The 26,281-nt window shown below is 69.3% G+C and carries 23 protein-coding genes; 10 read left to right on the forward strand and 13 right to left on the reverse strand.

Going from position 1 to position 26,281, the window contains the following annotated elements:
* Positions 1 to 7 precede the first annotated feature (7 nt).
* The 4 genes from JNUCC0626_RS39310 to JNUCC0626_RS39325 all read right to left on the reverse strand — a co-directional run bounded on the left by JNUCC0626_RS39310 (position 8) and on the right by JNUCC0626_RS39325 (position 4,746).
* The gene (locus tag JNUCC0626_RS39310; RefSeq protein WP_394615723.1) at positions 8 to 835 is read right to left on the reverse strand and encodes a S1C family serine protease; all 828 of its coding nucleotides are present in this window, start codon (positions 833 to 835) and stop codon (positions 8 to 10) included.
* A gap of 66 nt (positions 836 to 901) precedes the next feature.
* Positions 902 to 2,935, reverse strand: coding sequence for an EAL domain-containing protein (locus JNUCC0626_RS39315; protein WP_394615724.1), 2,034 nt, complete (start codon positions 2,933 to 2,935; stop codon positions 902 to 904).
* A 246-nt stretch (positions 2,936 to 3,181) separates the two neighbouring features.
* Complete coding sequence (locus JNUCC0626_RS39320; RefSeq protein ID WP_394615725.1) at positions 3,182 to 3,649, reverse strand: GNAT family N-acetyltransferase; 468 nt, start codon at positions 3,647 to 3,649, stop codon at positions 3,182 to 3,184.
* Positions 3,646 to 4,746, reverse strand: coding sequence for an LLM class flavin-dependent oxidoreductase (locus JNUCC0626_RS39325; RefSeq protein WP_394615726.1), 1,101 nt, complete (start codon positions 4,744 to 4,746; stop codon positions 3,646 to 3,648). Before JNUCC0626_RS39325 ends, JNUCC0626_RS39320 begins: the two co-directional genes overlap by 4 nt.
* Positions 4,747 to 4,937: 191 nt before the next feature.
* Here JNUCC0626_RS39325 and JNUCC0626_RS39330 point away from each other — a divergent pair, with 191 nt between their 5' ends.
* The gene (locus tag JNUCC0626_RS39330; RefSeq protein ID WP_394615727.1) at positions 4,938 to 6,632 is read left to right on the forward strand and encodes an FAD/NAD(P)-binding protein; all 1,695 of its coding nucleotides are present in this window, start codon (positions 4,938 to 4,940) and stop codon (positions 6,630 to 6,632) included.
* On the opposite strand, the gene JNUCC0626_RS39335 is transcribed toward JNUCC0626_RS39330, so the two are convergent.
* The 3 genes from JNUCC0626_RS39335 to JNUCC0626_RS39345 are packed head-to-tail and all read right to left on the reverse strand — an operon-like array spanning position 6,621 to position 9,276.
* Positions 6,621 to 7,088, reverse strand: a complete 468-nt coding sequence (locus JNUCC0626_RS39335; protein WP_394615728.1) for a flavin reductase family protein — start codon at positions 7,086 to 7,088, stop codon at positions 6,621 to 6,623. The genes JNUCC0626_RS39330 and JNUCC0626_RS39335 overlap by 12 nt on opposite strands.
* Positions 7,085 to 7,564, reverse strand: coding sequence for an NADPH-dependent FMN reductase (locus tag JNUCC0626_RS39340; RefSeq protein WP_394615729.1), 480 nt, complete (start codon positions 7,562 to 7,564; stop codon positions 7,085 to 7,087). The genes JNUCC0626_RS39335 and JNUCC0626_RS39340 overlap by 4 nt, the downstream gene beginning before the upstream one ends.
* A 56-nt stretch (positions 7,565 to 7,620) precedes the next feature.
* Positions 7,621 to 9,276 (reverse strand): FAD-binding dehydrogenase, encoded by a 1,656-nt coding sequence (locus JNUCC0626_RS39345; RefSeq protein ID WP_394615730.1) that lies wholly within the window; start codon positions 9,274 to 9,276, stop codon positions 7,621 to 7,623.
* A 69-nt stretch (positions 9,277 to 9,345) separates the two neighbouring features.
* Between JNUCC0626_RS39345 and JNUCC0626_RS39350 the strand changes: the two genes are divergently transcribed.
* Positions 9,346 to 9,765, forward strand: a complete 420-nt coding sequence (locus JNUCC0626_RS39350; RefSeq protein WP_394615731.1) for a cupin domain-containing protein — start codon at positions 9,346 to 9,348, stop codon at positions 9,763 to 9,765.
* Between the two features lie 279 nt (positions 9,766 to 10,044).
* Here JNUCC0626_RS39350 and JNUCC0626_RS39355 read toward each other — a convergent pair whose 3' ends face one another.
* On the reverse strand, positions 10,045 to 10,731 hold the full coding sequence (locus JNUCC0626_RS39355) for a hypothetical protein (protein ID WP_394615732.1): 687 nt from the start codon (positions 10,729 to 10,731) through the stop codon (positions 10,045 to 10,047).
* 169 nt (positions 10,732 to 10,900) lie between these two features.
* Here JNUCC0626_RS39355 and JNUCC0626_RS39360 point away from each other — a divergent pair, with 169 nt between their 5' ends.
* Positions 10,901 to 11,416: a hypothetical protein gene (locus JNUCC0626_RS39360; RefSeq protein ID WP_394615733.1), complete on the forward strand. Its 516-nt coding sequence runs from the start codon at positions 10,901 to 10,903 to the stop codon at positions 11,414 to 11,416.
* A gap of 279 nt (positions 11,417 to 11,695) precedes the next feature.
* Positions 11,696 to 14,938 (forward strand): S8 family serine peptidase, encoded by a 3,243-nt coding sequence (locus JNUCC0626_RS39365; RefSeq protein ID WP_394615734.1) that lies wholly within the window; start codon positions 11,696 to 11,698, stop codon positions 14,936 to 14,938.
* Between the two features lie 51 nt (positions 14,939 to 14,989).
* Here the strand turns inward: JNUCC0626_RS39365 and JNUCC0626_RS39370 are convergent, their stop codons facing one another.
* Positions 14,990 to 15,265: a hypothetical protein gene (locus JNUCC0626_RS39370; RefSeq protein WP_394615735.1), complete on the reverse strand. Its 276-nt coding sequence runs from the start codon at positions 15,263 to 15,265 to the stop codon at positions 14,990 to 14,992.
* A gap of 100 nt (positions 15,266 to 15,365) precedes the next feature.
* Entirely contained in the window at positions 15,366 to 15,620 is a 255-nt protein-coding gene (locus JNUCC0626_RS39375; protein ID WP_394615736.1) for an alpha/beta fold hydrolase, read from the reverse strand.
* Here JNUCC0626_RS39375 and JNUCC0626_RS39380 point away from each other — a divergent pair.
* Positions 15,619 to 15,825, forward strand: coding sequence for a hypothetical protein (locus JNUCC0626_RS39380; RefSeq protein WP_394615737.1), 207 nt, complete (start codon positions 15,619 to 15,621; stop codon positions 15,823 to 15,825). The genes JNUCC0626_RS39375 and JNUCC0626_RS39380 overlap by 2 nt on opposite strands.
* On the opposite strand, the gene JNUCC0626_RS39385 is transcribed toward JNUCC0626_RS39380, so the two are convergent.
* Entirely contained in the window at positions 15,815 to 16,897 is a 1,083-nt protein-coding gene (locus JNUCC0626_RS39385) for a mechanosensitive ion channel family protein (protein ID WP_394615738.1), read from the reverse strand. The two genes, JNUCC0626_RS39380 and JNUCC0626_RS39385, sit on opposite strands and share 11 nt — an antisense overlap.
* Positions 16,898 to 16,956: 59 nt before the next feature.
* Here JNUCC0626_RS39385 and JNUCC0626_RS39390 point away from each other — a divergent pair, with 59 nt between their 5' ends.
* The 5 genes from JNUCC0626_RS39390 (at position 16,957) to JNUCC0626_RS39410 (ending at position 21,338) form a co-directional block, all read left to right on the forward strand.
* A complete protein-coding gene (locus tag JNUCC0626_RS39390) occupies positions 16,957 to 17,439 on the forward strand; it encodes a hypothetical protein (RefSeq protein ID WP_394615739.1) in 483 nt (160 codons plus the stop codon).
* Between the two features lie 64 nt (positions 17,440 to 17,503).
* Entirely contained in the window at positions 17,504 to 18,511 is a 1,008-nt protein-coding gene (locus JNUCC0626_RS39395) for an adenylate cyclase (protein WP_394615740.1), read from the forward strand.
* Between the two features lie 2 nt (positions 18,512 to 18,513).
* A complete protein-coding gene (locus tag JNUCC0626_RS39400) occupies positions 18,514 to 19,494 on the forward strand; it encodes a hypothetical protein (RefSeq protein WP_394615741.1) in 981 nt (326 codons plus the stop codon).
* Positions 19,491 to 20,651: an adenylosuccinate synthetase gene (locus JNUCC0626_RS39405; RefSeq protein WP_394615742.1), complete on the forward strand. Its 1,161-nt coding sequence runs from the start codon at positions 19,491 to 19,493 to the stop codon at positions 20,649 to 20,651. The genes JNUCC0626_RS39400 and JNUCC0626_RS39405 overlap by 4 nt, the downstream gene beginning before the upstream one ends.
* Positions 20,652 to 20,669: 18 nt before the next feature.
* Positions 20,670 to 21,338, forward strand: coding sequence for an NUDIX hydrolase (locus JNUCC0626_RS39410; RefSeq protein WP_394615743.1), 669 nt, complete (start codon positions 20,670 to 20,672; stop codon positions 21,336 to 21,338).
* Here JNUCC0626_RS39410 and JNUCC0626_RS39415 read toward each other — a convergent pair.
* Both JNUCC0626_RS39415 and JNUCC0626_RS39420 read right to left on the reverse strand, forming a co-directional pair.
* Positions 21,316 to 22,512: a M1 family metallopeptidase gene (locus JNUCC0626_RS39415; RefSeq protein WP_394615744.1), complete on the reverse strand. Its 1,197-nt coding sequence runs from the start codon at positions 22,510 to 22,512 to the stop codon at positions 21,316 to 21,318. The two genes, JNUCC0626_RS39410 and JNUCC0626_RS39415, sit on opposite strands and share 23 nt — an antisense overlap.
* Positions 22,509 to 26,246, reverse strand: a complete 3,738-nt coding sequence (locus JNUCC0626_RS39420; protein ID WP_394615745.1) for a Pls/PosA family non-ribosomal peptide synthetase — start codon at positions 26,244 to 26,246, stop codon at positions 22,509 to 22,511. Before JNUCC0626_RS39420 ends, JNUCC0626_RS39415 begins: the two co-directional genes overlap by 4 nt.
* Between the last annotated feature and the right edge of the window lie 35 nt (positions 26,247 to 26,281).

Below are 26,281 nucleotides of genomic sequence, written 5' to 3' on the forward strand. Positions count from 1 at the left end.
ACTACTTCTAGCTCAGCTGGTCCACGATCTGCTTCGCCGTGTTGGACGGGATGGCGAACCCGATCCCGACGCTGCCGGCTTCCCCGCTGCTCGACGCCGGCGAGTAGATCGCCGAGTTGATCCCGACCAGCTCACCGGCGGCGTTCACCAGAGCACCACCGGAGTTGCCGGGGTTGATCGACGCGTCGGTCTGGATCGCCTGGTACGACACGGGCTGCGAGCGACGGGTCTCGCCCGGCACGGTCACCTTGCGGTCCAGCGCGGACACGATGCCGGTCGTCACGGTCCCCTGCAGGCCGGACGGCGACCCGATGGCCATCACCGCGTCACCGACCTTCACCGAGTCGGAGTCGGCCCACTTGATCGGCGTGAGCCCGGACGCGCCGGACACCTGCAGCACGGCGAGGTCGGACCCAGCGTCGGCGTTCACGACGGTGGCCGGGAGTTCGCGGCCGTCGTTGAACTTCACCGTGATCTGGCCACCGGCGGCGGCGATCACGTGGTTGTTGGTGAGGATCTTGCCGTCGGCGGAGAGGATCACGCCGGAGCCGAGGCCGTTGCCGACGTTCACCTGCACCACGGAGGGCAGGACGCTGGACGCGACGGAGCTCCAGTCCTGTGTGGACGTGTTGGCGATCGTCTGCGCGGAGACGGAAGACGCCGCCGGGGTGTTGTCCGGGGAGGCGATCACCGCTCCGGTGACGCCGCCGAACAGGCCGGCGACGAGTGCCGCGGCCGTCAGCATCGGGGCTGTCCGCCGCCAGAACTTCGGCGCGGCGACGGGCTGCGGTTCCACCAGTGACCCGCTCATCGCGGGGAAGCTCTGCTCGGTCATGACTCCACGATGGACCCCGACCTTGTGAGCAACCTGTGCCGAAACCCTGGAAAACCCTGATAAGAACTAGCTGAGAAGCAGGGAAGAAACCTCTGAGGCGCGCAGCGGCGGCCCGAAGTGCGGGCCCTGGCCGCCCGTCACGCCCAGCGAAGCCAGCCGAGAAGCCTCGACGTCGGTCCGCACGTCCTCGGCGTAGAGCGGCAGCCGCAGCAGCGACGCCCACCCCAGCAACGCCTCCGAGGCGCTCGCCTCCAGCCGGTTCGCACCGAGATCGAGGCCGTGCACGACGGTGCCGGTGAACTTCACGCCGGACAACGGCAGCTGGCGCAGCCGGTCGACGCCCACGTTGCCGCCGTTCATCTGGTCCAGCACGAGGCCGATGCCGCGTTCGGCGAGGATCGTCAGTTCTTCCAGCTGCTCGTCGTTCAGCAACGCGGGCAGGTGCTCGTGCAGTTCGAAGCGCAGCAACGACGGCGGCAGACCGGTGCGGTCGAGCACGCGGGCCACCTCGGCGACGAGTTCGGGTTCCTGGCAGAGGCGTGGCGGCAGGTCGATCGACAGCACGGGCATCCGCTCGCCCAGCGCCAGGTACCAGTCGCTCGCGTGCCGGCACGCTTCTTCCAACGCCCAGTGCACGAGCCGGACGATCATGCCGTTGTTCGACGACTGGTCGAGGAACGTGTCGGGGCACAGCACGCCGCGGTCCGGGTGCTCCCAGGCGATCTTGGCCTCCAGCGCGAGCACCGAGCCGTCCGTCAGCGAGTACGTCGGCAGGTAGTCGACGCGGAACTGGCCTTCCTCCAGCGCGCCGGGGATCGAGGCCGCCAGCGCGTACCTCTCCTTGTCGTGCACGTCCCGTTCGCGGTCGTACAACGCCCACTGCGCCTTGCCGTCGCGCTTGGCCCAGCCGACCGTCACGTCCGCCGCGCGCAGCAGGTCCGTAGCGTCACCTCCGCGGGCCGCGCGGGCCACGACACCGACGCTGGTCGTGACGCCGACACCGTGCCGGCCGATCCAGATCGGTTCCTCCAGCCGCGCCGTGAACTCCTCGACCAGGGCGACGACGCTGCGCACGTCCTGCGGGTCCCGGATCAGCACGGCGAACTCGTCCTCGCCGATCCGCGCGACCTTCGCGATCTCCTCGGTGAACACCGACCGCAGGTGCGTGGCGACGTGCATCAGCACCCGGTTGCCCGCCTCGTGCCCGAACGCGTCGTTCACGCCGCGGAACCCGTCGATGTCGACCTGCACGAGCGCCAGCGCGTCCGGACCCTTGGAGCCGACCGCGCCCTCCAGCCAGCCGAGGAACTGCGCGCGGTTCGGCAGGCCCGTCTGCACGTCGTTGAGGCTCTGCCGGACGAGCTGCGTCTGCAACGCCCGCATCTCGCTCATGTTCTCGATCATGGTGACGAGGTACGGCGGGGTGCCGTCGTCCTCGCGCACCACGGAGATCGCCATGTGGGTCTGGATCGTCTCGCCGTCGCTGCGGACCATCCGCTTCTCGACCCGGACGTTGTCGTGCTCGGACGCGATCAGCTGGATGGTCAGCTCGCGCAGCCCCGCCCGGTCGTCGGGGTGCACGAAGTCGCGGCCGCTCATCTCGCCGACCTCGTCCTGCTTGTAGTCGAGCATCGCGAGCAACGCCTCGTTGACGTCTAGGATCTCGCCCTTGAGGTCGCTCACGACGATGCCGAACGCCGAGCTCTCGAAGATCGCCCGGAACTTCGCCTCGCTGGCCCTGACCGCGCTCTCGGCCCTGCGCATCGCGGTGATGGCGGCCGTGCGGCTGATCTCCTGCTGGTCGAGCGTGCGGTCGCGCAACCCCTCCGCGTACCCGGCGGCGAGCGCGGCCAGCTGGGCGGGCGTGACGCTCGTGCGCTCACCGAGGTGCGCGAGCGAGACCTCCAGCGTGGCGGAGGAGATGAAGTGGTGCTCGACCATGGACCGGCCGACCTGGCGCGCCTCGTCCACCCCAGCACCGAGCAACTGCTCGACGTACTCGCCCAGCAGTTGCTCGAGCTTGTCGCGCGTCAAATTCGCGACGAGGGTGTTGGAGATCGCCGCTGCCCATGCAACGGCCGGCTCGCGGCTGTCGACCATGTTCATTCAGCTTCGGTGGCCATTCGTGGGGACCGGGGTGATCTGCTGATCGATCGTCGGACGCCAATCGATACGCCTGCCAGGCCCACTCCCGCAGGATTCGGTCGAACGGGTGACAGCCCCGCTCAGCACCACCACCGGGGGTAGGTCCAACAGACAAGCTTACTGATCACACAGCACCTGTCCAACCGAACCCCGAATCCCGGTCGGGAATCACGGGATCTGCCCTGAATTCACTCGTTAGAACTAATGAATCACCTTGCTGAAGGGGAGCGGGCCAATTGTGAGGGGGTCTGTCTCAACATCGAACAACGGCGTGTAACCGGACGCCAGGTAGAGCCCTTTCGCCTCCGGTTGGCGCGGCCCGGTCGTGAGGTAGATCCGGCTGTATCCAAACGTTCTCGCTTCGGCCTCCAGTTCGAGGAGCACCCTTCGTGCCAATCCACGCCTGCGATGCCCGGAATGCGTCCAGATCCGTTTCATCTCGGCGGTCTCGTCGTCGTAGCGCATGAACGCACCGCCCGCGACGGCCTCACCCGCCTCCACGAGCAGCAGGAACTGCCCGTTCGGCGGTTCGAACACGTCCGCCGGGCGTTGCATCTCCTGTGCGCCGCTCGGCCCGTAGCGGGTCGTGTATTCGTACGTGAGTTCCGCGACCAATGGCGCCGCGATCGGATCGGATTGCCGGACGCGGCGCACTTCGAGAGTCGTCACGCGGCCTTGGCCCTGTCCCGCTTCGCGATTTCCTCGCGCACGATGGGAATGACGTACCGGCCGAAGTCGATCGTGTCGTCGAGGAGGTCGTAGCCGCGGGCCGAGAAGATCTCCACGCCGAGGTCGTAGTAGTCCAGCAACGCCTGCGCGACCGTCTCTGGCGTGCCGACCAGCGCCGTCGAGTTGCCGTTGCCGCCGGACACCTTCGCGGTCGGCGTCCACAACGCACGATCGAAGAGTTCGCCACGTTCGGCGACAGCCAGTAGTCGTTGCGAACCGGCGTTCTCCGGCTTGGTGAGCGAACGGCCGCGGCTCAACGCGCCGGGCGCCTTCCGCTCCTGGATCAGGTCGACCGTGCGGTGCGCCTTCTCCCAGGCCAGTTCCTCGGTCGGCGCGATGATCGGCCGGAACGCGACCTGGATGCGCGGCACGTCGTCGCGGCCCGCCTCCTTCGCCGCCAGCCGCACCGACTCGATCTGCTGCGCGGTATCGGCCAGGGGTTCGCCCCACAAGCAGAAGATGTCCGCCTCCGCGCCGCCCGCCGCGTACGCCGCCGGGGACGACCCGCCGAACGAGATGCCCGGACGTGGTTGCTGCACGGGGAAGACGTCGCTCACGAAGTCCGCGAACTTGTAGTGCTCGCCCTCGTGGTCGAACGCCTCGTGGTTGAGCCAGACCTTCTTGACGATCTGGATGTACTCGCGGGTGCGGCTGTAGCGCTCGTCCTTGGTCAGGTAGTCGCCCTCGCGTTGCTGCTCGTGGTCGGTGCCGCCGGTGATGAAGTGCACGGTCAACCGGCCGTCGCTGATGTGGTCGAGCGTCGCGAACGTCTTGGCGGCGAACGTCGGGTAGGAGACGTTCGGCCGGTGCGCCAACAGGATCTGGAGCTTGTCGAGCTTGCTCGCGAGGTAGGCCGCCGCGGCCGCGGGTTCCGGTGCGCCGGAACCGTAGGCGAACAGCACGCGGTCCCAGCCGTGCTCCTCGTGGGCCCTGGCGAGCCTGATCGTGAAGTCCTTGTCGAAGGCGCCGCTGGACGTGCGCGGAGAGATTTCCGATCCGTCGTCCGTGGCGGCGATTCCGAGAAACTCAACTGGCATGACCGATTCCCCAGAGGTGGTAGTGAGAGCAGGGCGCGTTGAGGGAGCGCGCTTTCGAGTGCACACCTCGTGCGGGGTCGGTGGCAACGACGTCCACAGAGCGGGATTTGCTTGCACGCGCGGGGTAACGTGGTGGGGTCGGCGTTGAGGGGCGCGGCTTGTTCTCGTTGCCCTCCAACGGAAAGACGCGCATGCGCTCACTCGTCGTCATCGGTGGTGGCCCCCGTGCCGCCGGCCTGCTCGAACGCATCGCCGCCCAGTCGCCGACCGCGTCCTTCGCCGTGCACGTCGTCGACCCGCACCCGCCGGGTGCCGGCCGGGTGTGGCGGCACGCGCAGTCCCCGTTGCTGCGCATGAACTCCATGGCCGAGGACGTCACGGTCTTCACCGACTCGTCGTTCGGCGGCACCGGTCCGATCCGGCCTGGTCCGTCGCTCGCCGAGTGGACCGACATCGACCCGACAGCCTTCCCGTCCCGGCAGGTGCAGAGCGGCTACCTCTCGTGGTTCTTCGACCACGCAAGGAAATCTCTGCCTCCGACCATCTCGGTGACCGTGCATCAGGCGTCGGCGGTGAAGGTGGACGGCCATCGGATTCGGCTCGACGACGGAACATCTCTGCACGCCGATGTTTTGTTGCTGGCACTGGGACATCTCGATGCCGAGCTGGAACCCGAACACCGCAAGCTCGCGGAACACGCGGTGGAGCACGGACTCGTGTACGTGCCGCCGCTGTACTCCGCCGACGCGGATCTCTCGGCGGTGACGGGGGACGTCGTGCTGCGCGGGTTCGGGCTCGCGTTCATCGACCTGATGGTGTTGCTGACCGAGGGGCGCGGCGGCCGGTACGAGCGCGGTCCGGACAGGCTCAAGTACGTGCCTTCCGGTGCGGAACCGACGTTGTACGTGGGCTCGCGGCGGGGCGTGCCGTACCACTCGAAGACCGGGTATCGGTTGCAGGGCACGAGGCCCGCGCTGCCGCGGTTCTTCGTGGCCGACGAGGTCCGCGGACCGGAGCTCGACTTCCGTGCCGACGTGTGGCCGTTGATGGCCAAGGAGATCGCGTGGGGGCACTACCACGAGCTGTTCACCGGCCACCCCGAGTCGGTGCGGATGCCGTTCGAGGAGTTCACCACGGCGTTCGCCGCGTTGCCTTGGTACAGCGGCGAAATGCGGGCCTTGGAACTGCGTGCGGTGCCCGACCCGGCCGACCGCCTCGACTTCGAACGGCTCGACCGGCCTCTGTCCGGCGTGACGTTTTCGTCCGCTGAGGAGTTTCAGGAGCACCTGCGGGCGTACGTCGAGGCCGATGTGGCCCGGCGTTCGGATCCGCGGCACAGCGCCGATCTGGGGGCGTTCCTGGCCCTGCTGTCGGTCTACGGCCAGGTCGCGGACCTCATGCCGTTCGACGGCTGGTGGCACGGCTACTTCAGCTACCTCGCCTCCGGCCCGCCGCCGGACCGGCTGGAGGAGCTGCTCGCGTTGTCCCGCGCGGGAATCGTGCGGTTCCTCGGCGCCGACCTGTGGGTGGAGGCCGTCGAGGGCGCGTTCGTGGCGGGCAGCGCGACGACCCCGGACGTGGTGCGCGCCACCGGGTTGATCGAGGCCCGCCTGCCGTCGCACACGCTGTCGCGGACGGTCGACCCGGTGCTGCGGTCGTTGCGGGCGGCCGGTGCCGTCTCCGAGGACGAGGCCGGGCTGGTGCGGGTGTCGGCGAGCGGCCGGTTGATCGGGGAGAACGGCGAGGAGGACCCGACGCGGTTCGCGGTCGGGCCCTTCACGACGGGCAAGTCCTACGCGGCGTTCGCGCGCCCGCAGACCAACGCGCCGGCCTTCCGGCAGAACGACGCGCTGGCCCGGGAGTTCATCAAACTTCTAAGCGACTGACGTGTAGCGCCCCTGGTGCCGCACCAGGGGCGTCGCGATGTCCGAGTGCGTGATGTCGAGCGGCTCGCCCACCAGCGCGATGTGGTCGCCGACCGCGATCCGCCGCGACGTCCGGCACCGCAGCCGCACCGGCGCGTCCAGCAGCCACGGCACGCCGTCCTCGTCGGCCTGCCAGCGCGTGCCCGGCCCGAACCTGTCGACGCCCTTGGTGGCGAACAGGTCCGCGAGGCCGGTCTGCCCTGCCTCCAGCAGGTGCACGGCGAACAGGGGAGCGGTCCGCAGCACCGGCCACACCGACGCGCCCTCGCCGATCCAGACGACGACCAGCGGTGGTTCGAACGACACCGAGGTGAACGACGAGACCGTGGTGCCGACCGGGCCTTCCGCTCCATGAGCCGTGACGATCGTGACGGCCTGGGCGTGGTGGCGGAGTGCGTCGCGCAGCTGTTGCTTCATCGCAGCACCTTCAGGGCGTCGAGGTCGAAGGTCGTGACGTCGGCGGGAAGCGCGGCCTCGTTGAGGAAGAACGCCTGGGGCACAACGGCTCCCAGCTCGGCCAGCACCGGCCGCAGGTGCACCTCGACGGCCAGTGCGTGCTTGTCGGCGGCGGCGATCTGCAGCGGCAGCACGATCTTGCCCCGCAGCCACCCCGCCGGTGCCTGGTCCAGCACGGCCTTCAGCAGGCCGGTGTACGCCGCCTTGTACGTCGGGGTCGCGACGACGAGGAACTCGGCCTGCCCCAACGTCTCCAGCGCGGCCTTGATCTTCTCCGGCTCGGTGAAGACGGCGGGCGCGAGTTCCGCCGCCTCGACGACGGGCCCCTCGACGGGAACGCCCAGCGTCGCGGCGAGTGCCTCGCGCAGGGCCAGGGCCGCCTGCGCCGTGCGCGAGGCGGGCCGCGGGTTGCCGACCAGAACACCGATCTGCGTCATGCTTCCAGCACAGCCGCAAGCCGGGGGACCGTCAACCCGCGTCCACCACGCGGGACCTACTTGACGGCCTCCGCCGCCGACCGTCCGGCGATCCGCCCGGAGAACAGGCAGCCGCCGAGGAAGGTTCCTTCCAGGGCGCGGTATCCGTGCACTCCACCGCCACCGAACCCGGCGGCCTCACCGGCGGCGTACAGGCCCGGCAGCACCTCGCCGGACGGGTCGAGCACGCGCGACGACAGGTCCGTGTGCAGGCCGCCCAGCGTCTTGCGGGTGAGCACCGAGAGCCTGACCGCGATCAGCGGACCGGCCTTCGGGTCCAGCAGCCGGTGCGGCTCGACGACGCGGATCAGCTTGTCCGTCAGGAAGTTGCGGGTCTGCCGGATCGCGTTGATCTGCATGTCCTTGCTCAGGCCCGCGGTCACCTGGCGGTCGCGTTCGACGATCACCTTCTCCAGCGCGGCGGCGTCGATGCGCGAGTCGCCGGTCAGCGCGTTCATGCCGCGGGCCAGGTCCGCGACCGTGCCCGCCTGGATGAACTCCTTCGACTTCTGCGCGAACGCCTCGACCGGCGCGACCGCACCCGGCAGCGCGCGCTTCAGCACGGCCTTGGTGTCCTTGCCGGTCAGGTCCGGGTTCTGCTCGGATCCCGACAGCGCGAACTCCTTGCCGATGATCCGCTTGTTCAGGACGAACCACGAGTGCTCGTGACCGTTCTTCGTGATGTGCTCCAACGCGCCGAGCGCGTCGAAACCGGGGAACAGCGGGATCGGCAGCCGCTTGCCCTCGGCGTCGAGCCACAGCGGCGACGGCCCCGGCAGGATGCGGATGCCGTGCCGCGACCACACCGGCGCGTAGTTCGCGATGCCCTCGGGGTAGTGCCACATGCGGTCGGAGTTGATGATCGCGCCGCCGGCCTTCTGCGTGATCTCGAGCATCGAGCCGTCCACGAAGTCCGGCACCCCGGCCAGCATGAACTTCGGCGGCGTGCCCATCCGCTCGGGCCAGTTCTTGCGCACCAGGTCGTGGTTGCCGCCGATGCCACCGGACGTGACGATCACTGCCTGCGCCTTGAGCGAGAAGTCACCGACGACCGTCCGCGAACTGGGTTCCGCGCGGCCCACCGGCGACGGCTCCAGCACGTCACCCGACACGCCTTCGCACACGCCGTTGACGACGTCGACGCTCGTGACCTTGTGGCGGAACTTCAACGTCACGAGCCCCTTCGCGACGCCCTCGCGCACCCGCCGTTCGAACGGCTCGACGATGCCCGGCCCCGTGCCCCAGGTGACGTGGAAGCGCGGCACCGAGTTGCCGTGCCCGTCCGCCAGATACCCGCCGCGCTCCGCCCACTGCACGAACGGGAACCAGCGCACCCCCATGTTGTGCAACCAGGAACGCTTCTCGCCGGCGGCGAAGTCCACATAGGCCTGCGCCCACAGCCGGGGCCAGCGGTCCTCGTCCCGGTCGAACGCCGCCGAGCCCATCCAGTCCTGCAACGCCAGGTCGTGCGAGTCCTTGACCCGCAACCGACGCTGTTCCGGCGTGTCCACCATGAACAACCCGCCGAACGACCACCAGGCCTGGCCGCCGAGTGACGCTTCCGGCTCCTGGTCGAGGAGGATGACCTTGCGACCCGCGTCCGCGAGCTCTGCGGTCGCGACGAGACCTGCGAGGCCCGCGCCGACGACGATGACATCCGCGTCATGTGCCATCGGTCGAGTCTAGATCGACCCCTGGTCACGCACGAGACCTGAGTCAGTTTCACTTTTTGGGGGACCGCGATGAGCTTCCGACCGGCATCCGAGGTGGACTTCAGCACCAGGACCACGCGTTTTGTGGCTCCCGGCGCTGTGACGAACGGCGAGTTCGGCCTGTTCGAGTGGCGGATGGAGGCCCGCAAGCCGGGTGCCCGCCCGCACTTCCACAAGACGTTCTCCGAGTCGTTCTACGTGCTCGAAGGCGAGATCACGCTGATGGACGGCGATGAGTGGGTTCGTGCAGGTGAGGGCGACTTCCTGTACGTGCCGGCCGGGCGCCCCCACGCGTTCCGCAACGACAGCGACGCGCCGGTGCGGATGCTGATCCTGTTCGCGCCCGGCATCGCCCGGGAGAACTTCTTCCTGGAGGTCGGCAAGGCGGGCGATCTCGACCCGGAAGAGTTGCGCGCGTTCTACGAACGCCACGACCAGTACAACCTGTGACACCGCCTGAGGATGCCGCCGACCGCCACTACCGGTGAGGGGGGTTACCGGAGTGCCGGTCGACGGCGGGTTGACCGCGCGGCGCGAGCACGAACCGCCTGCGGAAGGACAGTCCGACCTGGGGGTGTCAGAGCGTCCTGGCGACCAGCTCGAGCGCCGGCGGCCAACCACATTGTTGAACGTACAACCGGACCGCTGTGTTCCGGTCGTCTTTCGCTGTGACCAGGCTCAATTCCTTCAGCTGGTCTTCAGGTTCGCCGTCCGGCGGTGATCACCCGATCACCCCAGGTCGTTGAGCCTGCGTTCGGCGGCCTTCCGCGCCTTCTCGGCCCCGGACGTCACCCGTTTGGCGTCCTCCAGCCGTTCGGCCGCCCGATCGAACGCCCGTTGCGCGGCCAGTTGGTCCGCCTGCGCCTCCCCGAGGGCCTGCTCGGCCTCGTCCAGCGCCTGCTGCGCCTCGGCCCGCTTGCGCTCCTGCCGTTCGCGGCGCTTGCGGGCCAGCGCGTCCTCGCCGTCCTGCGCGGGCTCCGGTTCGGGCACGGCGAACCCGAACCCCGAGTACTCCAGCCCCTTGGTGAGGTGCCCGGCCCGGACGAGCTCGGCGGACTCCGGATCGGCCATGGCCGCCGTCAGGGTGTTGCGGACCTGGGTCACGGCGTCGTCCGCCAGCGGGCCCGTCAGCTCCAGCGTGCGGTAGACGAGGGCCTCCGTGAGCTCCTTGCGCTTGCGGCCGAGCTCTCGCATGGTCAGCTGTGCCGTGGACAGCCCCAGCGCCTCCTGGAGGCCCTCAGGGGCGTCTCGCACGAGCTTGTTGACCGCCCAGGCGCCCACGGTGGGCTTGCGCAGGTCCGCGATGGCCTTGGCGAGGTCCTTGTCGTCGGTCTGCTTGGCCGCGGCGTTGCGGGCTGCGGTGAACTCCTTCGGGGGCAGCCCGTAGAGCTCGTCGGCGACCGGCTTGAGGTCCATGCGCGCAAGGTAGCGCCTGAACAGTCCCCAGTCCTGCGGAATGACCACCGCGCCACCCGTTCAACACCCGCGTGCCACCACGACTCCACTCCGCCACCCGTTCAACACCACGCCGCCCGCGTGCGTTCAAGAGTCGAGAACCGGGAAATCGGGTAAACAGGATGGAGTCATGCACACCAGGTGGAGATGGGTCCTGTTCGGCCTCGGCATCGCCGTGGCCGCCCTCGGTCCGCTCGCGGCCAAGGAAGGCCCCTGGTACGCCTACGTGTTCGGCGGCCTGTGGTTCCTCATGGGCGCGACGGTGGCGTGGCGCACGGTGGGGCTCGGCACGAAGCTGACCGCCGAGGGCATCACGTCGCACGGCATCGACCGGCAGATCGACGTCGAGTGGTGCGACGTCGAGTCGTTCGAACCGAAGCGCAGTCGCAACCTGATCTTCTTCCACACCATCGCGCCGGAGGCACGGTTGCGGCGCGGCAAGCACGTGCTGACCGAGCTGAGTCTGCTGTCGGTCAAAAAGGACTCGGTGCCGGAACGGACCGCGCGGCACGTGACGGAACTCCAGCAGGCGCTGAAAGCACATCGCGCCGGTTGCTCGTTGTGCGGTGCGCAGCCCAAAGCCCTCGCCACCGGCCAGAGCATCGTTGGTCGTCTGCGGGCGAGATTGCGCGCGCTATTGCGCTGAAATGGCGATCACTGCATCGTTGTGCGCGAGGATCCTGTTACAGGCCAACACCGTTCACCGTTGACGCAGGTCTTGACATTCCCCTCTATCAGCTCTTGACTGGAGGGTAGTTGCTCGTTCCACGGCAGAAATGAAACGCGCAGCACTAAAAGTGTGCCCTTTCAAGCCGCTGAACAGTCCAATGTGGATCTGCGAAATGGGCCGAACCGACGATTGCCCCTCGCGGGACGAAGAGATGTGCTTCGGAGCACTCTTTACCCCACGAAGGGCACATGCGCCGTGAAGAACTGGAGACGCCGCACCGGAACGGTCTTGCTGACCGCGGTGCTGGGCACTACCGGGTTCGGCTTCGCCGCCACCCCTGCCATCGCGCAGAACGCACCGCAGCAGACCCCGGCCGCTGACAAGCAGCTGGACAAGCAGGACCGCGCGCTCGTCGACAAGGCAGCCCAGGAGGGCAAGCCGACCGTCGACCTGCTGGTCGCCGCCGAGAAGGGCAAGACCGACGCCGCGATCAACGACCTCAAGGCGCTCGGCGCCACGGTCGACAAGGTCGAGAAGGACGTCGACTACGTCAAGGTGACCATCCCGCGTGACAACGCGGCGAAGGCGGCCAAGCTGGCGAGCGTCGACAAGGTCGACGTCGACGGGCTGATCGCGATGGACGACCCGCGTCCGCAGGGCATGGAGAACCCGGCCCCGCAGAAGGCGCCGGACTCGAAGACCCCGCGCACCAACCCGTACATGCCGACGCAGGACACGCAGGCGGCCCAGTTCGCCGTCGCGAACCCGAAGTGGGACGGCCGCGGCACCAAGATCGCCGTGATCGACTCGGGCGTCGACCTCGACACGCCCGCGCTGCAGACGACCAGCACCGGTGAGCGCAAGATCGTCGACTGGTACAACGCGAACGCCACGAACTCCGGCGACGGCACCTGGGTCACCATGACCAAGACCGGCAAGGTCGGCAAGTTCACCGACGGCGGCCGCGAGTGGACCGCGCCGGCGACCGGTGGCCCGTACTCCTTCGGCCGCTTCTCCGAGACCGCGGGCGACCTCGCCCTCGCGAACAGCGAGACCGGCGGCGACATCAACCGCGACGGTGACCGCGCCGACGTCTTCGGTGTCCTGCAGGACATCACGACGAAGGAAGTCTTCGTCGACGTCGACGGTGACGGTGACTTCACCAACAACAAGCGCATGATCGACTACAAGGTCAAGTACGACGTCGGCTACTTCGGTGTCGACAACCCCGCGACCGCGGTGACCGACCGCGTCGCGTTCGTCGTGCAGACCGACCGCTCGATCTACGACAACGCGGGCACCCCGTACGTCAACCTGGGCATCTCGGGCGCCGCGCACGGCACCCACGTCGCCGGCATCACCGCGGCGAACAAGATGTTCGACGGCAAGATGGCCGGTGCGGCCCCCGGCGCGAAGATCATCGCGATCAAGGCGTGCCTCACCAACCCGTCCTGCACGAGCTCCGGCCTCATCGACGGTGTCCTCTACGCCGCGCGCAACGGCGCCGACGTCGTGAACATCTCCATCGGTGGCCTCCCGGCGCTCAACTACGACGCCCCGAACAACGCGCGTGCGGAGCTCTACAACCGCACGATCGACGAGTACAACGTCCAGCTGTTCATCTCGGCGGGCAACTCGGGCGCGGGCGCCAACACCGTCGGTGACCCGTCGGTCGCCACCAACGCGGTGAGCGTCGGTTCGTACATCACCAAGGAGACCTGGCTCTCCAACTACGGCTCGAAGACCGCGCAGAAGCAGAACCTGCACGGCTTCTCGTCGCGCGGCCCGGCCGAGGACGGCGGCTTCAAGCCGAACATCGTCGCGCCCGGTTCGGCGATCTCCACCACGCCGCGCTGGCAGAACGGTGGCCCGGTGGCGGGCACCTACGCCCTCCCGCCCGGCTACTCGCAGTTCAACGGCACGTCGATGGCCGCCCCGCAGGCGACCGGTGCCGCCGCGCTGCTCGTGAGCGCGTTCAAGGCCACGCACGACGGCCAGCGCCCCACCAGCGCCGAACTGCGCTACGCGATCCAGCGCAGCGCGAACTTCGTGGACACCCTCGGTGCCTACGAGCAGGGCACGGGTCTGTTCAACACCAACGCCGCGTGGAAGCTGCTGGACAAGCACTCCGTGCCGGACAAGGTGAAGACCTCGGTCGCGGTCAACACCGTCCTCAGTGGACAGATTCTGCCCACCCCGAACGTCGGTGTCGGCATCCACGACCGCGAAGGCGTCACGGCGGGCCAGGAGTACACCCGCACCTACACGCTGACCCGCACCTCCGGCCACGACGACGAGCGGTACAACGTCTCGTGGAAGGGCAACGACGGCACGTTCACGTCGGCCAAGAAGGTCGACCTGCCGTTGAACACGCCGGTCCAGTTCCCGGTCAAGATCAAGGCCAAGACCGCGGGTGCGCACAGCGCCGTCCTGCAGCTCGACAACCCGGAGACCCCCGGCGTTGACGCGCAGACCATGAACGCCGTGTTCGCGTCGGAGAACTTCACCGCCGCCAACAAGTTCTCGGTCACCAAGTCGGGCACGATCGCGCGCAACCAGTCGACCAGCCTCTTCGTGAACGTGCCCAAGGGCACGACCGCGCTGAAGGTCGACATGACCGCCGGTGGCGCCGAGGCCGGCAAGGGCCAGGTCCGCTTCCTGCGCTACACCCCGCAGGGCCTGGGCTTCGACAGCAACACGTCGACCAACTGCTACAACCCCGACGCGGGCGCCGGTTGCGCCGGTGGCTCCCCGACGAGCCGCACGGTGGCCAACCCCATCGCCGGTGTCTGGGAGATCGTGATCGAGGCTCGCCGCACCTCCGACGCCGACTCGGCGCCGTACTCGGTGACCGCGTCCGTCCTCGGCACGACGATCAGCCCGAACCCGGACGTCATCGCGGCCGGCACGATCGGCACGCCGATCGAGCGCACGTACTCCGTCACGAACACGCAGGCCAGCTTCAACGGCCGGCTCGCGGCGGGTGCCGTCGGCAGCGCGAAGACGGCCCGTCCGTCGATCGCCAACCTGGCGTCGCAGCAGTACCCGATCACCGTCGCGGCGGGCTCGACGCGGCTCACGGTCACGATCGGCAACACCACTGACGTGGGCGCCGACCTCGACCTGTCGGTGTACAACTGCTCGACGGGCAGCTGCGTGCTCGCCGGTCAGTCGGCCGACGCGGACTCCGAGGAGTCCGTGACGATCAACAACCCGGCCGCGGGCAACTGGATCGCCCTGGTGGACGGCTACGCGGTGCCCGCGGGCACCACGGAGTACGACTACTTCGACGTCTACACCGCGCCGTCGCTCGGCACGCTGGCCGTCACCGACGCCAACGCCGACCGCGCCGCCGGTGCGTCGTGGAACGCCACGGGCGTCATCACGCCGCTGGCCCAGCCCGGTGCCGGCCGCGTGCTGCGCGGTGAGCTCGAGGTCCGCACGGCCGACAACGCTGTGATCGGCAGCGGTGCGGTGATCGTGCAGGCAGTCAGCTAAGTCCGTTTAGGAACGCAGAAAGCCCCAGAATCCACGAGATTCTGGGGCTTTCTACGGTTCCGGCAACTTGTTGCTGAGCGGTTCGTCCACGTCGATCGCGGACACCCCGATGATCAGATACGCGTCTTCCACCTTGTCGACCGGCATCTCGGCGCGCAGGTAGCCGATTCTGGGATCCCGCGACTCGACGGTCGCGCCCAGCGCCTTCAGTGCCTGCTCGACCTCCTCGCTGCGTCCCTGCTGCACGGCGATCGTCAGTGGCACTGTGAGGTGGCCGTCGCGCTTCGCCTGCTCGATCCGGAACCTGTCCGGTTTGGCTGCTGACACGACAGGCACCTCCGCCAAGGGCACGGCTGGAGACCCGTTCGTACCACAGCTGCCGAGAGCCAGCGCGCAAAACGCGACGGCGAGCGGTCTTCTCATGGATCTAGGACGGAGTGGCCTCGCGGGACGGTTGCACGGCCTTCGCGAAGAGTTCCGGATGCGTCAGGTGAGCCACGTGACCTGCGCCTTCGATCGTGATCAGGGTGCCGTTCGCGTCCCTGACGATGTCCCGCGCCGCTGGTCCGAACAGGTGATCCGTGTGCTCACCCACGATGACCGTGACCGGAATGTCCAGCTTCGGCGGTTGGTAGCGGAAGGCGACGGCGGCCTTGAGTTCGTGCAGCGTCGTGTCCAGCATGACCTGCGCGTCCGCCCACCGTCCCGCCGTAGCTGTGGCCGATCAGGGTGACGTTCTCGTGGTGGACGCCTCACCGCGCCTGGACCCGTGCGACGACCTGATGGCGACCCTGCGCGCCGAGGTGACCCGCCTCGACGACCAGGCCGCCGAGATCGCCCGGTGCCGCGGCCTGATCGCCGACATCCTCGAACGCTCTACGGCTTAGGCCCCGCGAACGCCTGCTCGCGCAACGCCCCGTCCAGGCTCTCGCCGAACACCCGAGCGTCCGTGTGCTGGTCGCCGGTGGGCTGCTGCTTGGCAGTGCGGGTGAGCGCGCGCGTCCTGATGTGCGGCAACGCCCCGTCGTGCTGCCGCTGCACCCAATCCACCAGGTGCTCGCGCGTCAAACACCTGAGGTCCCAAAGCTTTCCGGCGTCGGCGGCACTCACCAACGCCCGCAACCGCACGAACCCCTGCGTTGCCTGCGTGACCTGCAGAACGGACACCCGGCCGTCCCACAGATCGCTGCCCTCCAACATGGACCGCATCTCCTGCCGCATCGCCTCGACCGGCACCGTCCAGTCGAGATCGAGCTCCACGGTCCCGAGCAACGCCGACTGCGTGCGCGTCCAGTTCTCAAAGGGCGTCTTCAGGAAGTACGAGGTCGGCAACACCAACCGCCGGTCGTCCCACAGGTGCAGCACCACGTACGTGAGCGTGACGTCTTCGACCCGCCCCCACTCGCCTTCGACCACCACGACGTCATCGAGCCGCACCGCGTCGCTGAACGCGATCTGCAACCCCGAGATCAGGTTGCCCAGCAACGACTGCGCCGAAAACGCAGCCACCGCACCGATAACCGCCGCCGAAGCCAGCACGGTCGACCCCACCGCCCGCGCACCGGGGAACGTCATCAGGATCGCCCCGACCGCCAGCACCCCGATGACCACCAGCACCAGCCGCCGCACCAGCACGACCTGCGTGTGCACCCGCCGCGCGTGCCGGTTGTCCGTGACGTCCGTGCGAATCCGCGACAGCGACAGGTCCACCAGCGTGCTGATCAACGCGGCCAGCAACCACGCCCCGGCGAGGATCAACGCGATTCCCAGCACGTGCAACGTGATCGGCGCGTCGACCGGGTACGCGCTGAGGCTGATCTGCGCGGCCAGCAGGGCCCCGAACACCTGACCTGGCCGGTACATCCGGCCGCTGTGGCTGAACCGGCGCACCAGTCGGTGCAGCACCTCGACCACCAGCAACGCGAGGGCCACCGAGCAGCCCATGACGACGAAAAGCACTGTGCCTCCTCCCAGGTATCCGAGCCGGGTACCCGTGGGCGCAGGCGACAATGTCGACCATGACGGAGATCCGAGTCACGCCCGCGACGCCCCAGCCGGGCGACGTGTTCCTCGTCCCCGTCGTGGACGACCAGGTCGCCGTGGGCAGGGTCGTCACCCACGTCGAGGGGTACGTGCTCATCGCCGTCTACCCCGACCTGGTCGAGCCCGCCGGTGCGGTCGGCTCGCTGGCCGGCAAGCAGCACGTCTTCCTCCTGCTGACCTTCGACAACGTCCTCGCCGAAGGCACCTGGCCGACCGTGGGCAACTGGCGGCCGCAGCACGAGATCCCGGTGCCGACCTACAAAGTTCGCGTCTCTCCGGGCGGCCATTACGAACAGTCCATCGACGGCGTCGTGGGCGAACCCCTCACCGACGAGGAAGCCAAGGGGCTGGACCTGCACACGTCGTACACCCCGAACATCGTCCCGCTGGCGATGCGCGCCCTGCACGGCCTGGCTCCCTGGCTGCCGGCGTTCGACCGCCTCCGCGCCGACCGCTAGCCCGAACCCCGCCCCTGGGCCGAAGGGTGTTGCGTTCCGTGTTTGAGTCTGCAAGACTCAAACCATGCTCACGACGACGGAAGCGCTGGACCTGGTCGAACGCGCGACCTCGCCCGAGGCGTTGTTCGGACCCCGCACCGCGGACCCCGACCTGCGCCGGGAGGCGCGGCGCCGGTACCGGGCGTTGTCCTCGGTCCTGCACCCCGACGTGGTCGGCCCGGCCAACACCCGCGCCCACGCCGCCCAGGCCGAGCTCACCCGCCTGCACCACGAGTGGGTCAACACGAAGACCGTCACGCTGACCACCAGGACCGGCGCCTACCGCATCGGCGAACCGTTCGCGGTCGGCAGCGTCGCCAACCTCTACGAGGCCGACGGCCCGTACGTGGTGAAGGTCGTGCGAAACCCCGGCCTCAACCCGCTGATCCACGGCGAGTGGGAGGCGCTGCGCAGGCTCGAACGCTTCACCGACCGGAACGCCTGGTTGCGCCCGTTCTACCCGCGGCTGCTCGACACCTCGGGCGAGACCGCGAAGGGCTCCAGGGCGTTCACGGTGCTCGACCCGCTCAAAGAAGGCTTCGTGACGCTGGAAGAAGTCCGCCAGGCGTTCCCCGACGGCCTGGACGGACGCGACTACGCCTGGATGCACCGCAGGCTCCTGAAAGCGCTGGCCGGAGCACACCAGGCCGGGTTCGTGCACGGCGCTGTCACCGGGGACAACGTCCTGGTGCACCCCGAACAACACGGGATCGTCCTGGTCGGCTGGTCGTTCGCGGTGCAGGAGAACGAACGGCTGATGGCGACCAGCAAGACCATCGAGTACCCGCCGGAAGTCCAGAACAACGAGCCGGTCACTGCGGCGACGGACGTCCACATGGCACACAAGCTGATGCTGGACCTCCTCCAGCCCAACGAAACCAGGCAGCGGACGTTCGCGAAGGGCTGCATGCAGGACAACCCGCGACGCAGACCGGACGCCGCCGACCTGATCAACGAGTACGACGAACTGCTCGAAGACCTCTACGGGCCGAGGACCTTCCGCCCGTTCACGATGCCCAAGACAGGAGAATGACCATGGGACACGGCAGCTGGGACGACAACGCGTACGCCGCGGCCAGGACCTTCCGCGCCGCCAAGGGGATCGCGGACTTCGGCTACACCGCCTCGGTCAAGTCGACGCCGGCGTCGAGCTGGAAGGCGGCGCCGTCGCTCGACCCGTTCAAGGTCGCCTTCCGCGAGTGCAGAGACTCGGCCGACCACGCCGACTCGACACCGATCGCCGTGCTGTTCGACGTCACGGGCTCGATGGGCAGCGTGCCGATGATCATGCAGGGCAAGCTCGGCAAGCTGCACGGGTTGTTGCAGCGCAAGGGATACCTCGCCGACCCGCAGCTGATGTTCGGCGGGATCGGGGACGCCGACAGCGACCGGGTTCCGTTGCAGGTCGGGCAGTTCGAGTCGGACAACCGCATGGACGAGCAGCTGCGCGACATCTTCCTCGAAGGCAACGGCGGCGGGCAGAAGAGCGAGTCGTACGAGCTGGCGGCGTACTTCGTCGCCCGGCACGTCGTCACGGACGCCTGGCAGAAGCGCGGCCGCAAGGGCTACCTGTTCATCATCGGTGACGAGCTGAACAAGCCGCGGCTGGAGGCCAAGCACATCCGCCGCGTCATCGGCGACGACGTCAAGCAGGACATCGACCCCGTGTCGGTGTACCGCGAGCTCGCCAAGAAGTGGCACGTCTACTTCATCCTGCCCAACCAGTCGTCGTACTTCCACGACGACAGCATCGGCGAGCACTGGCGCGCGATCCTCGGCCAGAACTTCCTGAAGCTGGACGACCCCGGCGCGGTGTGCGAGCTCATCGCCGCCACGATCGGGCTGGAGGAGCAGGTCGTGGACCTCGACCAGGCGCTGGTCGACCTCGCCGAGGTCGGGTCGGCCGCCGAACGCGACGCCGTCGGCAAGGCGCTGGTCGCCGTCGGCAACACCAGGCGCGCGGTCGTGGCGGCACCGCTCGGCATCGACGGCCCCGACGACGTGGCGCTGTCGTGAACGACCACGTGATCGTCGTCGGGCTCGGGTTCGGCGACGAGGGCAAGGGAGCGGTGGTCGACGCCCTGTGCGCCGACGGGTCGGTCGACAAGGTCGTCCGGTTCAACGGCGGTGCGCAGGCCGCGCACAACGTGATCGTCGACGGCCGGCACCACACGTTCAGCCAGTTCGGGTCGGGCACGCTCGCGGGCGTGCCGACCTGGCTCTCCCCGCACGTCCTGGTCGAGCCGATCGCGCTGGCGACCGAGTCGCGGGAACTGGAAGCGATCGGCGTCGACAACCCGCTCTCGCTGATGTCGATCGCGGCCGGTGCCCTGCTCACCACGCCGTTCCACGTGGCCGCGAACCGGGCCCGCGAGAACGCCAGGGGCGACAACCGGCACGGCTCGTGCGGCAAGGGCATCGGCGAAACCGCGTGGTACGGCCTGCTCGCCGGTCGTACAAAAGGCGAAGTCGTCGAGGGACAAGAGGTTCTCGGATACCCGGGACCGGCGCCCAGGGTCGGCGACTGCCGGAACCCGCGCACGCTCCGGCAACGCCTGGACGTGCTCGCGAAGTTCTACGAGCCGTTGATCGGCGACGGCATCAGCGTCGACGAGCTGGTCGCGCTCTACCGCGCGTTCGCCGACGCCGTGCGGATCACGAACGCCGAACTGCCCGAGGGCAGGATCGTCTTCGAGGGCGCCCAGGGCGTTCTCCTCGACGAGACCTACGGCTTCCACCCGCACACCACCTGGTCCACGGTCGTCCCGCGCAACGCCCGCGAGCTGCTCAACGGCAGCCCGGCCCGCGTGATCGGCGTGACCAGGACCTACCAGACGCGGCACGGCGCGGGGCCGCTGCCGACCGAGGACGCCGGGGTCCTCGCGAAGTTTCCCGAGGCGCACAACGGGACGGGGGAGTTCCAGGGTGCGTGGCGGGCGGGTCACCTCGACGCCGAACTGCTGCGGTACGCGGTCCGGTGTTGCGGTGGCGTCGACGGACTGGCCGTGACGCACCTGGACGCCCAGGGTCTGCAGGTCTCCACCATCGAGGGGTTGGTGGAGCTGACAGACCCCGTGGCGTACCTCAGCGACCTGCTGGGGGTGGGCGTGGAGGTCACGGGGGCGGGGCCGAGCCGCGCCGACTACCAGGTGCGCACGCCGGTCCGGAACTGAAGGGGGAGAATCGCGGCCATGATCGAGTCGACTCTGGTGTCGGTGGACGTGATCGTGCTGCGGTTCGACGCGGACGCGCGCGCGGTGCTCGTGGGAGTGGCACCGCGCGCGCACGAGCCGTTCGCGGGCGAACTGGCCCTCCCCGGCGTGCTGCTGGGCAAGGGCGAACGCCTGCGCGACGCCACCACCAGGGCCGTCGTCGGCAAACTCGGCCTGGCCGAGGACTCGGTGACGGCGACGGGCCAGCTCGCGACGTTCGACGAACCGTCCCGTGACCCGCGCGGTCCGACGCTGTCGATCGCGCTGTGGGCCACGGTCACCCGTCCCCGCGAGGTCGACCACCTGACCTGGGCACCGCTGGCCGCCGTACCGCCGCTGGCCTTCGACCACGACCGGATCGTCGCCGACTGCCGCCCGATGCTCGCCGACAGGCTGTGGCGCGACGTGGCGTTCACGGCGGGCCTGCTGGGGCGTGAGTTCACGACGGCGCAGGCGTTGGACGTGACCGAGTCGCTGACCGGCGACCGGCCCTATCCGGCCAACCTGGGCCGCACGATGGACCGCGTGCCGGGGCTGAGCCGCACCAGCGAGCACGCCGCCGCGCTGCCCAAGGGAGGCAGGCCGCCTCTCGTGTGGAAGTGGGACCCAGGTTCGAGCAACGGCGCTAGCGAGGCAGTTCGGCCTTGAACAGCCAGCGCGTGAGCAGGTCGCGGTGGCCGGCGAGCGAGATGAAGTCCTCGGTCGTCGCCACCCCGTGCCGCTTGCGCGCACACCACTCCCGCAGCAGCGCGAAGAACGAGTCGTCGCCCATCTCGCGCCGCAACGCGTGCAACGTCAACGCCCCGCGCTTGTAGACCCGGTCGTCGAACCAGTCGGCCCGTGCGGGCCGTCCGATGATGATGTTCTGCGGCAACCGGCGCAGCAGATCCCGTGCGGCAGCGGCACAAACGTCCGCGGAACGGCCGCCGGACGCCTCCGACCACAGCCACTCCGAGTAGCAGGCGAAGCCCTCGTTGAGCCAGATGTGCTCCCACGCGGCGATGCCGACGGAGTTGCCGAACCACTGGTGCGCGAGTTCGTGCGCCACCAGCCGTTCCGAACCGCGACGCCCGTCGACGTGGTTCGACCCGAACGTCGACAAGCCCTGCGCCTCAACGGGAACGTCCAGCGCGTCGTCGGTCACCACCACGGCGTACCGGGCGAACGGGTACGGTCCGAAGAGCGACGAGAACAGCTCGATCATCGCGTTCTGCCGGCCGAAGTCGTGTGCTACCAGTCGCTTCAGCCGGGCAGGCGCCCACACGCCGGGCAACGCCTCGACGTACTGTCCGATCTGGACGGTCGCGAGGTAGGTCGCCATCGGCGCGGCCATCGAGTACGTCCACCGCGTCGTGCTGCCGGAGATCTTGCCGTCGACCAGCACCCCGTTGCACACCACCGTGTACGGCGAGGGCGCGGTGACCTCCAGGTGGTACGACGCCTTCGACGACGGGTCGTCGAGGCACGGGAACCACGACGGCGCGCCGATCGGCTGCGACGCCACCAGCGAGCCGTCCGTCAGCTCGTCCCAGCCGAGGTCGCCCCACTCGGGCGTCGAGATCGGGTGCGGTGTGCCCGAGTACCTGATGTCGACCGTGAACGCCCCGCGCACGGCCGCCCGCACGCGCAGCTTGCCGCCGGAGTGGAAGTACCGCACCGGGCGGCCGTTCACGAGCACCTTCGAGATCCGCAGCGAGCCGAAGGACAGCTCGAACGACGTCAGCGAGGTGCAGGAAGCCTGCAGCACCGCGCGCCCGGAGAGGCGCGCGGAGTGCGGCTTGTAGTCAAGCTCTAGCGCGTAATGGTGTACGGAGAAGCTCATGTCCACGCGGAGATCGGGTTGCCCAGCCAACGGGTTCCCGACGGTACATCCTCTCCGCGCATGACGAGCGAGGCGGGTCCGATGGTCGTGTGGTCGCCGATGGACGCGCCCGGCAGCACGATGCCGTGCGGGCCCAAAGTGGATCCGGCGCCCAGCTCCACGCGGTCCATCCGCAGGATCCGGTCGTGGAACAGGTGCGTCTGCACGACGCAGCCCCGGTTCACGGTCGCCCCGGCCCCCAGCTTCACCAGGTCGGCCTCGGGCAGCCAGTACGACTCGCACCACACGCCGCGGCCCACGGACGCGCCCAGCGAGCGCAGCCACAGGTTCATGATCGGCGTGCCGCCGGAGAACCCGATCAGCCACGGCACCGCGAGGACCTCGACGAACGTGTCCGCCAGCTCGTTGCGCCACACGAACGCCGACCACAGCGGGTACTCGCGGGTCTTGAAGCGGCCCACGAGCGTCCACTTGGCGATCACGGCGATCAGGCACGCGGCTACGCCGGCACCCAGCAGCACCAGGCCGGAGGCCCAGATCCCGAACTCCTTCAGGGCGAACAGGACGAGCACGACCAAAGCGACGTTCAGCATCACCGGGACGAACCGGCACAGCTCGACCAGCGCCCGCGCCCACATCAGGTGCTTCGGCGGGTTGAACGTGCGCGACTGGTCCGACACCTCGGCGGCGCGCGGCAGCTTCATCGGCGGCATGCCCAGGTACGACGACCCGGCCTTGGCGCGCTTCGGAGCCGCCGACAGCACGCCGACGAGCCCGCCCTTGGGGACGTTGCGGCCCGGCGCGGTCATGCCCGAGTTGCCCAGGAACGCCCGCTTGCCCACGCGTGCGGTGGCGATGCGCAGCCAGCCGCCGCCCAGTTCGTACGTGGCGACCATCGTGTCGTCGGCGAGGAACGCGCCGTCGCCCACGCGGGTCATCTTCGGCAGCGCGACGACCGTGGAGGCCTCGACGTGGCGGCCGACCTTCATGCCCAGCAGCCGCAGCCACACGGGCGTGAACAGCGAGGCGTACAGGGGGAACAGCGCCGAGCGCGCGTTGTTCATCAGCCGCTCGGTCGTCCACGCCGCCCACGCCACGCGGCTGTGCACGGGGTAGTGGCCCTCGCGCATGCCGATGCCGAGCAGCCGCACCGCGATCAGCACGATCAGCGCGTACGAGCCGAACCAGATCGCCGACGCGACCGGAACGTCCCACAGCGCCGACGTCAGCGTGACCGGCCGGCGCAGCACGTACAGCACCGCCGGAGCGGCCGCGAGCAGCGGCAACGCGCCCAGCAGGCCGGACGAGACGCCGTACATGAGGTTCCAGAAGCGCGAACGCGTCGGACGGCGGGACGGGAACGACCGCGCGGCCTTGCCCTCACGCGTGGCGGGCACGCCTGACCAGCGCTGACCGGTCGGCACGGAGCCCGTGACGCCGGAACCAGGAGCCACCTCGGCGCGCTTGCCGATCCGCGCGCCGGGGAACAGCGTGCTGCGGGCACCGATGGTCGCGCCCGCGCCGATCCGGATGCGGCCGATGCGCAACCGGTCGCCGTCGATCCACCAGCCGGACAGGTCGACCTCGGGCTCGACGGCGGCGCCGCGGCCCACCTTCAGCATGCCCGTGACGGGCGGCAGCGAGTGCAGGTCGGCGCCTTCACCGATCTTCGCGCCCAACGCCCGTGCGTAGTGCGTGACCCACGAGCCCGAAAGCTCGGTGGCGCGCGACATCTGCGCCAGCATCTCGGCGGTCCACAGTCGCAAGTGGACGGAACCACCACGCGGGTAGGTGCCCGGCTTCACGCCGCGCAGCAGCAACCGCGCGCCGCCAGCGGAGATCGCGAGGCGTCCGGCGGGGCTGAGGAACACGGCGAACCCGGCCGCGACCCACCACCACGACACCGACGTCCAGCCCAGGACGTTCGAGAGCGCGGTGAGGGCGACGACCCAGCGGGCGCCGGCGATCGTGAGCAGCGGGACCATCAGCAACGTCTGCACGACGCCGGTGAAGCGTGGCGTCGGCGCGACCTCGCGCACCTCGGCCGTCTCGCCGTACGACTCCAGCCTGCGGGCCAGCTTGTACAGCGTCGGATTCTGGTAGATGTCCTGCACCGACGTGCTCGGGTAGCGCGTGCGGATCAGCGAGACCAGCTGCGCGGCCCCCAGCGAGCTGCCGCCGGAAGCGAAGAAGTTCGCGCCCTCCGACGCCGGGCCGGAGCCCAGCACGGCCGCCCACTGCTCCGCGAGCCAGCCTTCGAGGCCGCTGAACACCACGCCCGCGGTGTCCATCGACTCGAGCGGCCACGGCAGCGCGGCGCGGTCGACCTTGCCGGACGTGCGCGTCGGCAGCGTGTCGACGACCGCGATCAACGGCACGAGCGCGGCCGGGAGTTCGGTGCGCAGCTGTTCGACGGCGGCTTCCTGGTCGAACTCGCCGTCCGTGACGACGTAGCCGACGAGGATCTGGTTGCCGCCTCGCGTCGTGCGGACGGCTGCGGCCGCACCGGCGATGCCGTCGAGCGCGGCCAGCGCGGCGTCGACCTCGCCGAGTTCGATGCGGCGGCCGCCGAGCTTGATCTGCTCGTCCGCGCGGCCGAGGAAGATGAGGCCTTCGGGCTCGGCGCGGACCATGTCACCGCTGCGGTACGCGCGGTCCCAGCCCATCGAGGGCAGCGGCGCGTACTTCTGGGCGTCCTTCTCGACGTCCAGGTAGCGCGCCAGGCCGACGCCGCCGATGACCAGTTCGCCGGACTCGCCCATGGGCACGACCTCGCCCTGGGCGTCCACGACGACGAGTTCCCAGCCGTCGAGCGGCAGGCCGATGCGGACCGGGCCGGTGCCCGTCATCTGCGCGGCGCACGCCACGACCGTGGCTTCGGTCGGGCCGTAGGTGTTCCAGACCTCGCGGCCGTCGATCGCGAGGCGTTCCGCGAGTTCAGGCGGGCAGGCCTCGCCGCCGAAGATCAGCAGGCGCACGTCGTCCAGCGCCTCGACGGGCCACAGCGCGGCCAGCGTCGGGACCGTGGAGACGACAGTGATCTCCTGCTCGACCAGCCACGGGCCGAGGTCCATGCCGGTGCGCACCAACGACCGCGGCGCGGGCACGAGGCAGGCGCCGTAGCGCCACGCGAGCCACATCTCCTCGCACGAGGCGTCGAACGCGACCGACAGGCCCGCGAGCACGCGGTCCTCGGGTCCGATCGGCTCCTCGGTGAGGAACAGGCGCGCCTCGGCGTCGACGAACGCGGCCGCGTTGCGGTGCGTGACGGCGACGCCCTTGGGCTTTCCGGTCGAACCGGACGTGAAGATGATCCAGGCGTCGTTGTCCAGCCCCGGTTCTCCCGGGACGCCGAGCGTGGTGCCGTGCAGCACAAGGGATCGCCCCTCGCCGAGCACCGCACTCACTTGCGCCTCACCGAAAACGAGCTCGGCGCGCTCGTCCGGGTCCTCGAAGTCGACGGGCACGTAGGCCGCGCCGGCGGCGAGGGTCGCGAGGATCGAGACGTAGAGGTCGACCGTCCCGGACGGCACGCGAATGCCGACCCGGTCGCCGACCCCGACGCCCTCGGCCGCGAGCTTTTCCTTGAGTTCCAGTACTTCCGTGATCAGTGCGCGGTACGTCAGCGCGGTGGTGCCGTCGTCGACGGCCAGCGCGTTCGGGTGCTTTTCAGCACTCGCGCGCAGGATGTCCATGAGGGTGCGCGGTGTCGGCGCCTGCCCTGCGGTGAACATCGATGGGAGGACAACGGGTTCAGCCGCGATCGTCA

The organism is Lentzea sp. JNUCC 0626 (assembly GCF_043632865.1).
GTDB lineage: Bacteria > Actinomycetota > Actinomycetes > Mycobacteriales > Pseudonocardiaceae > Lentzea.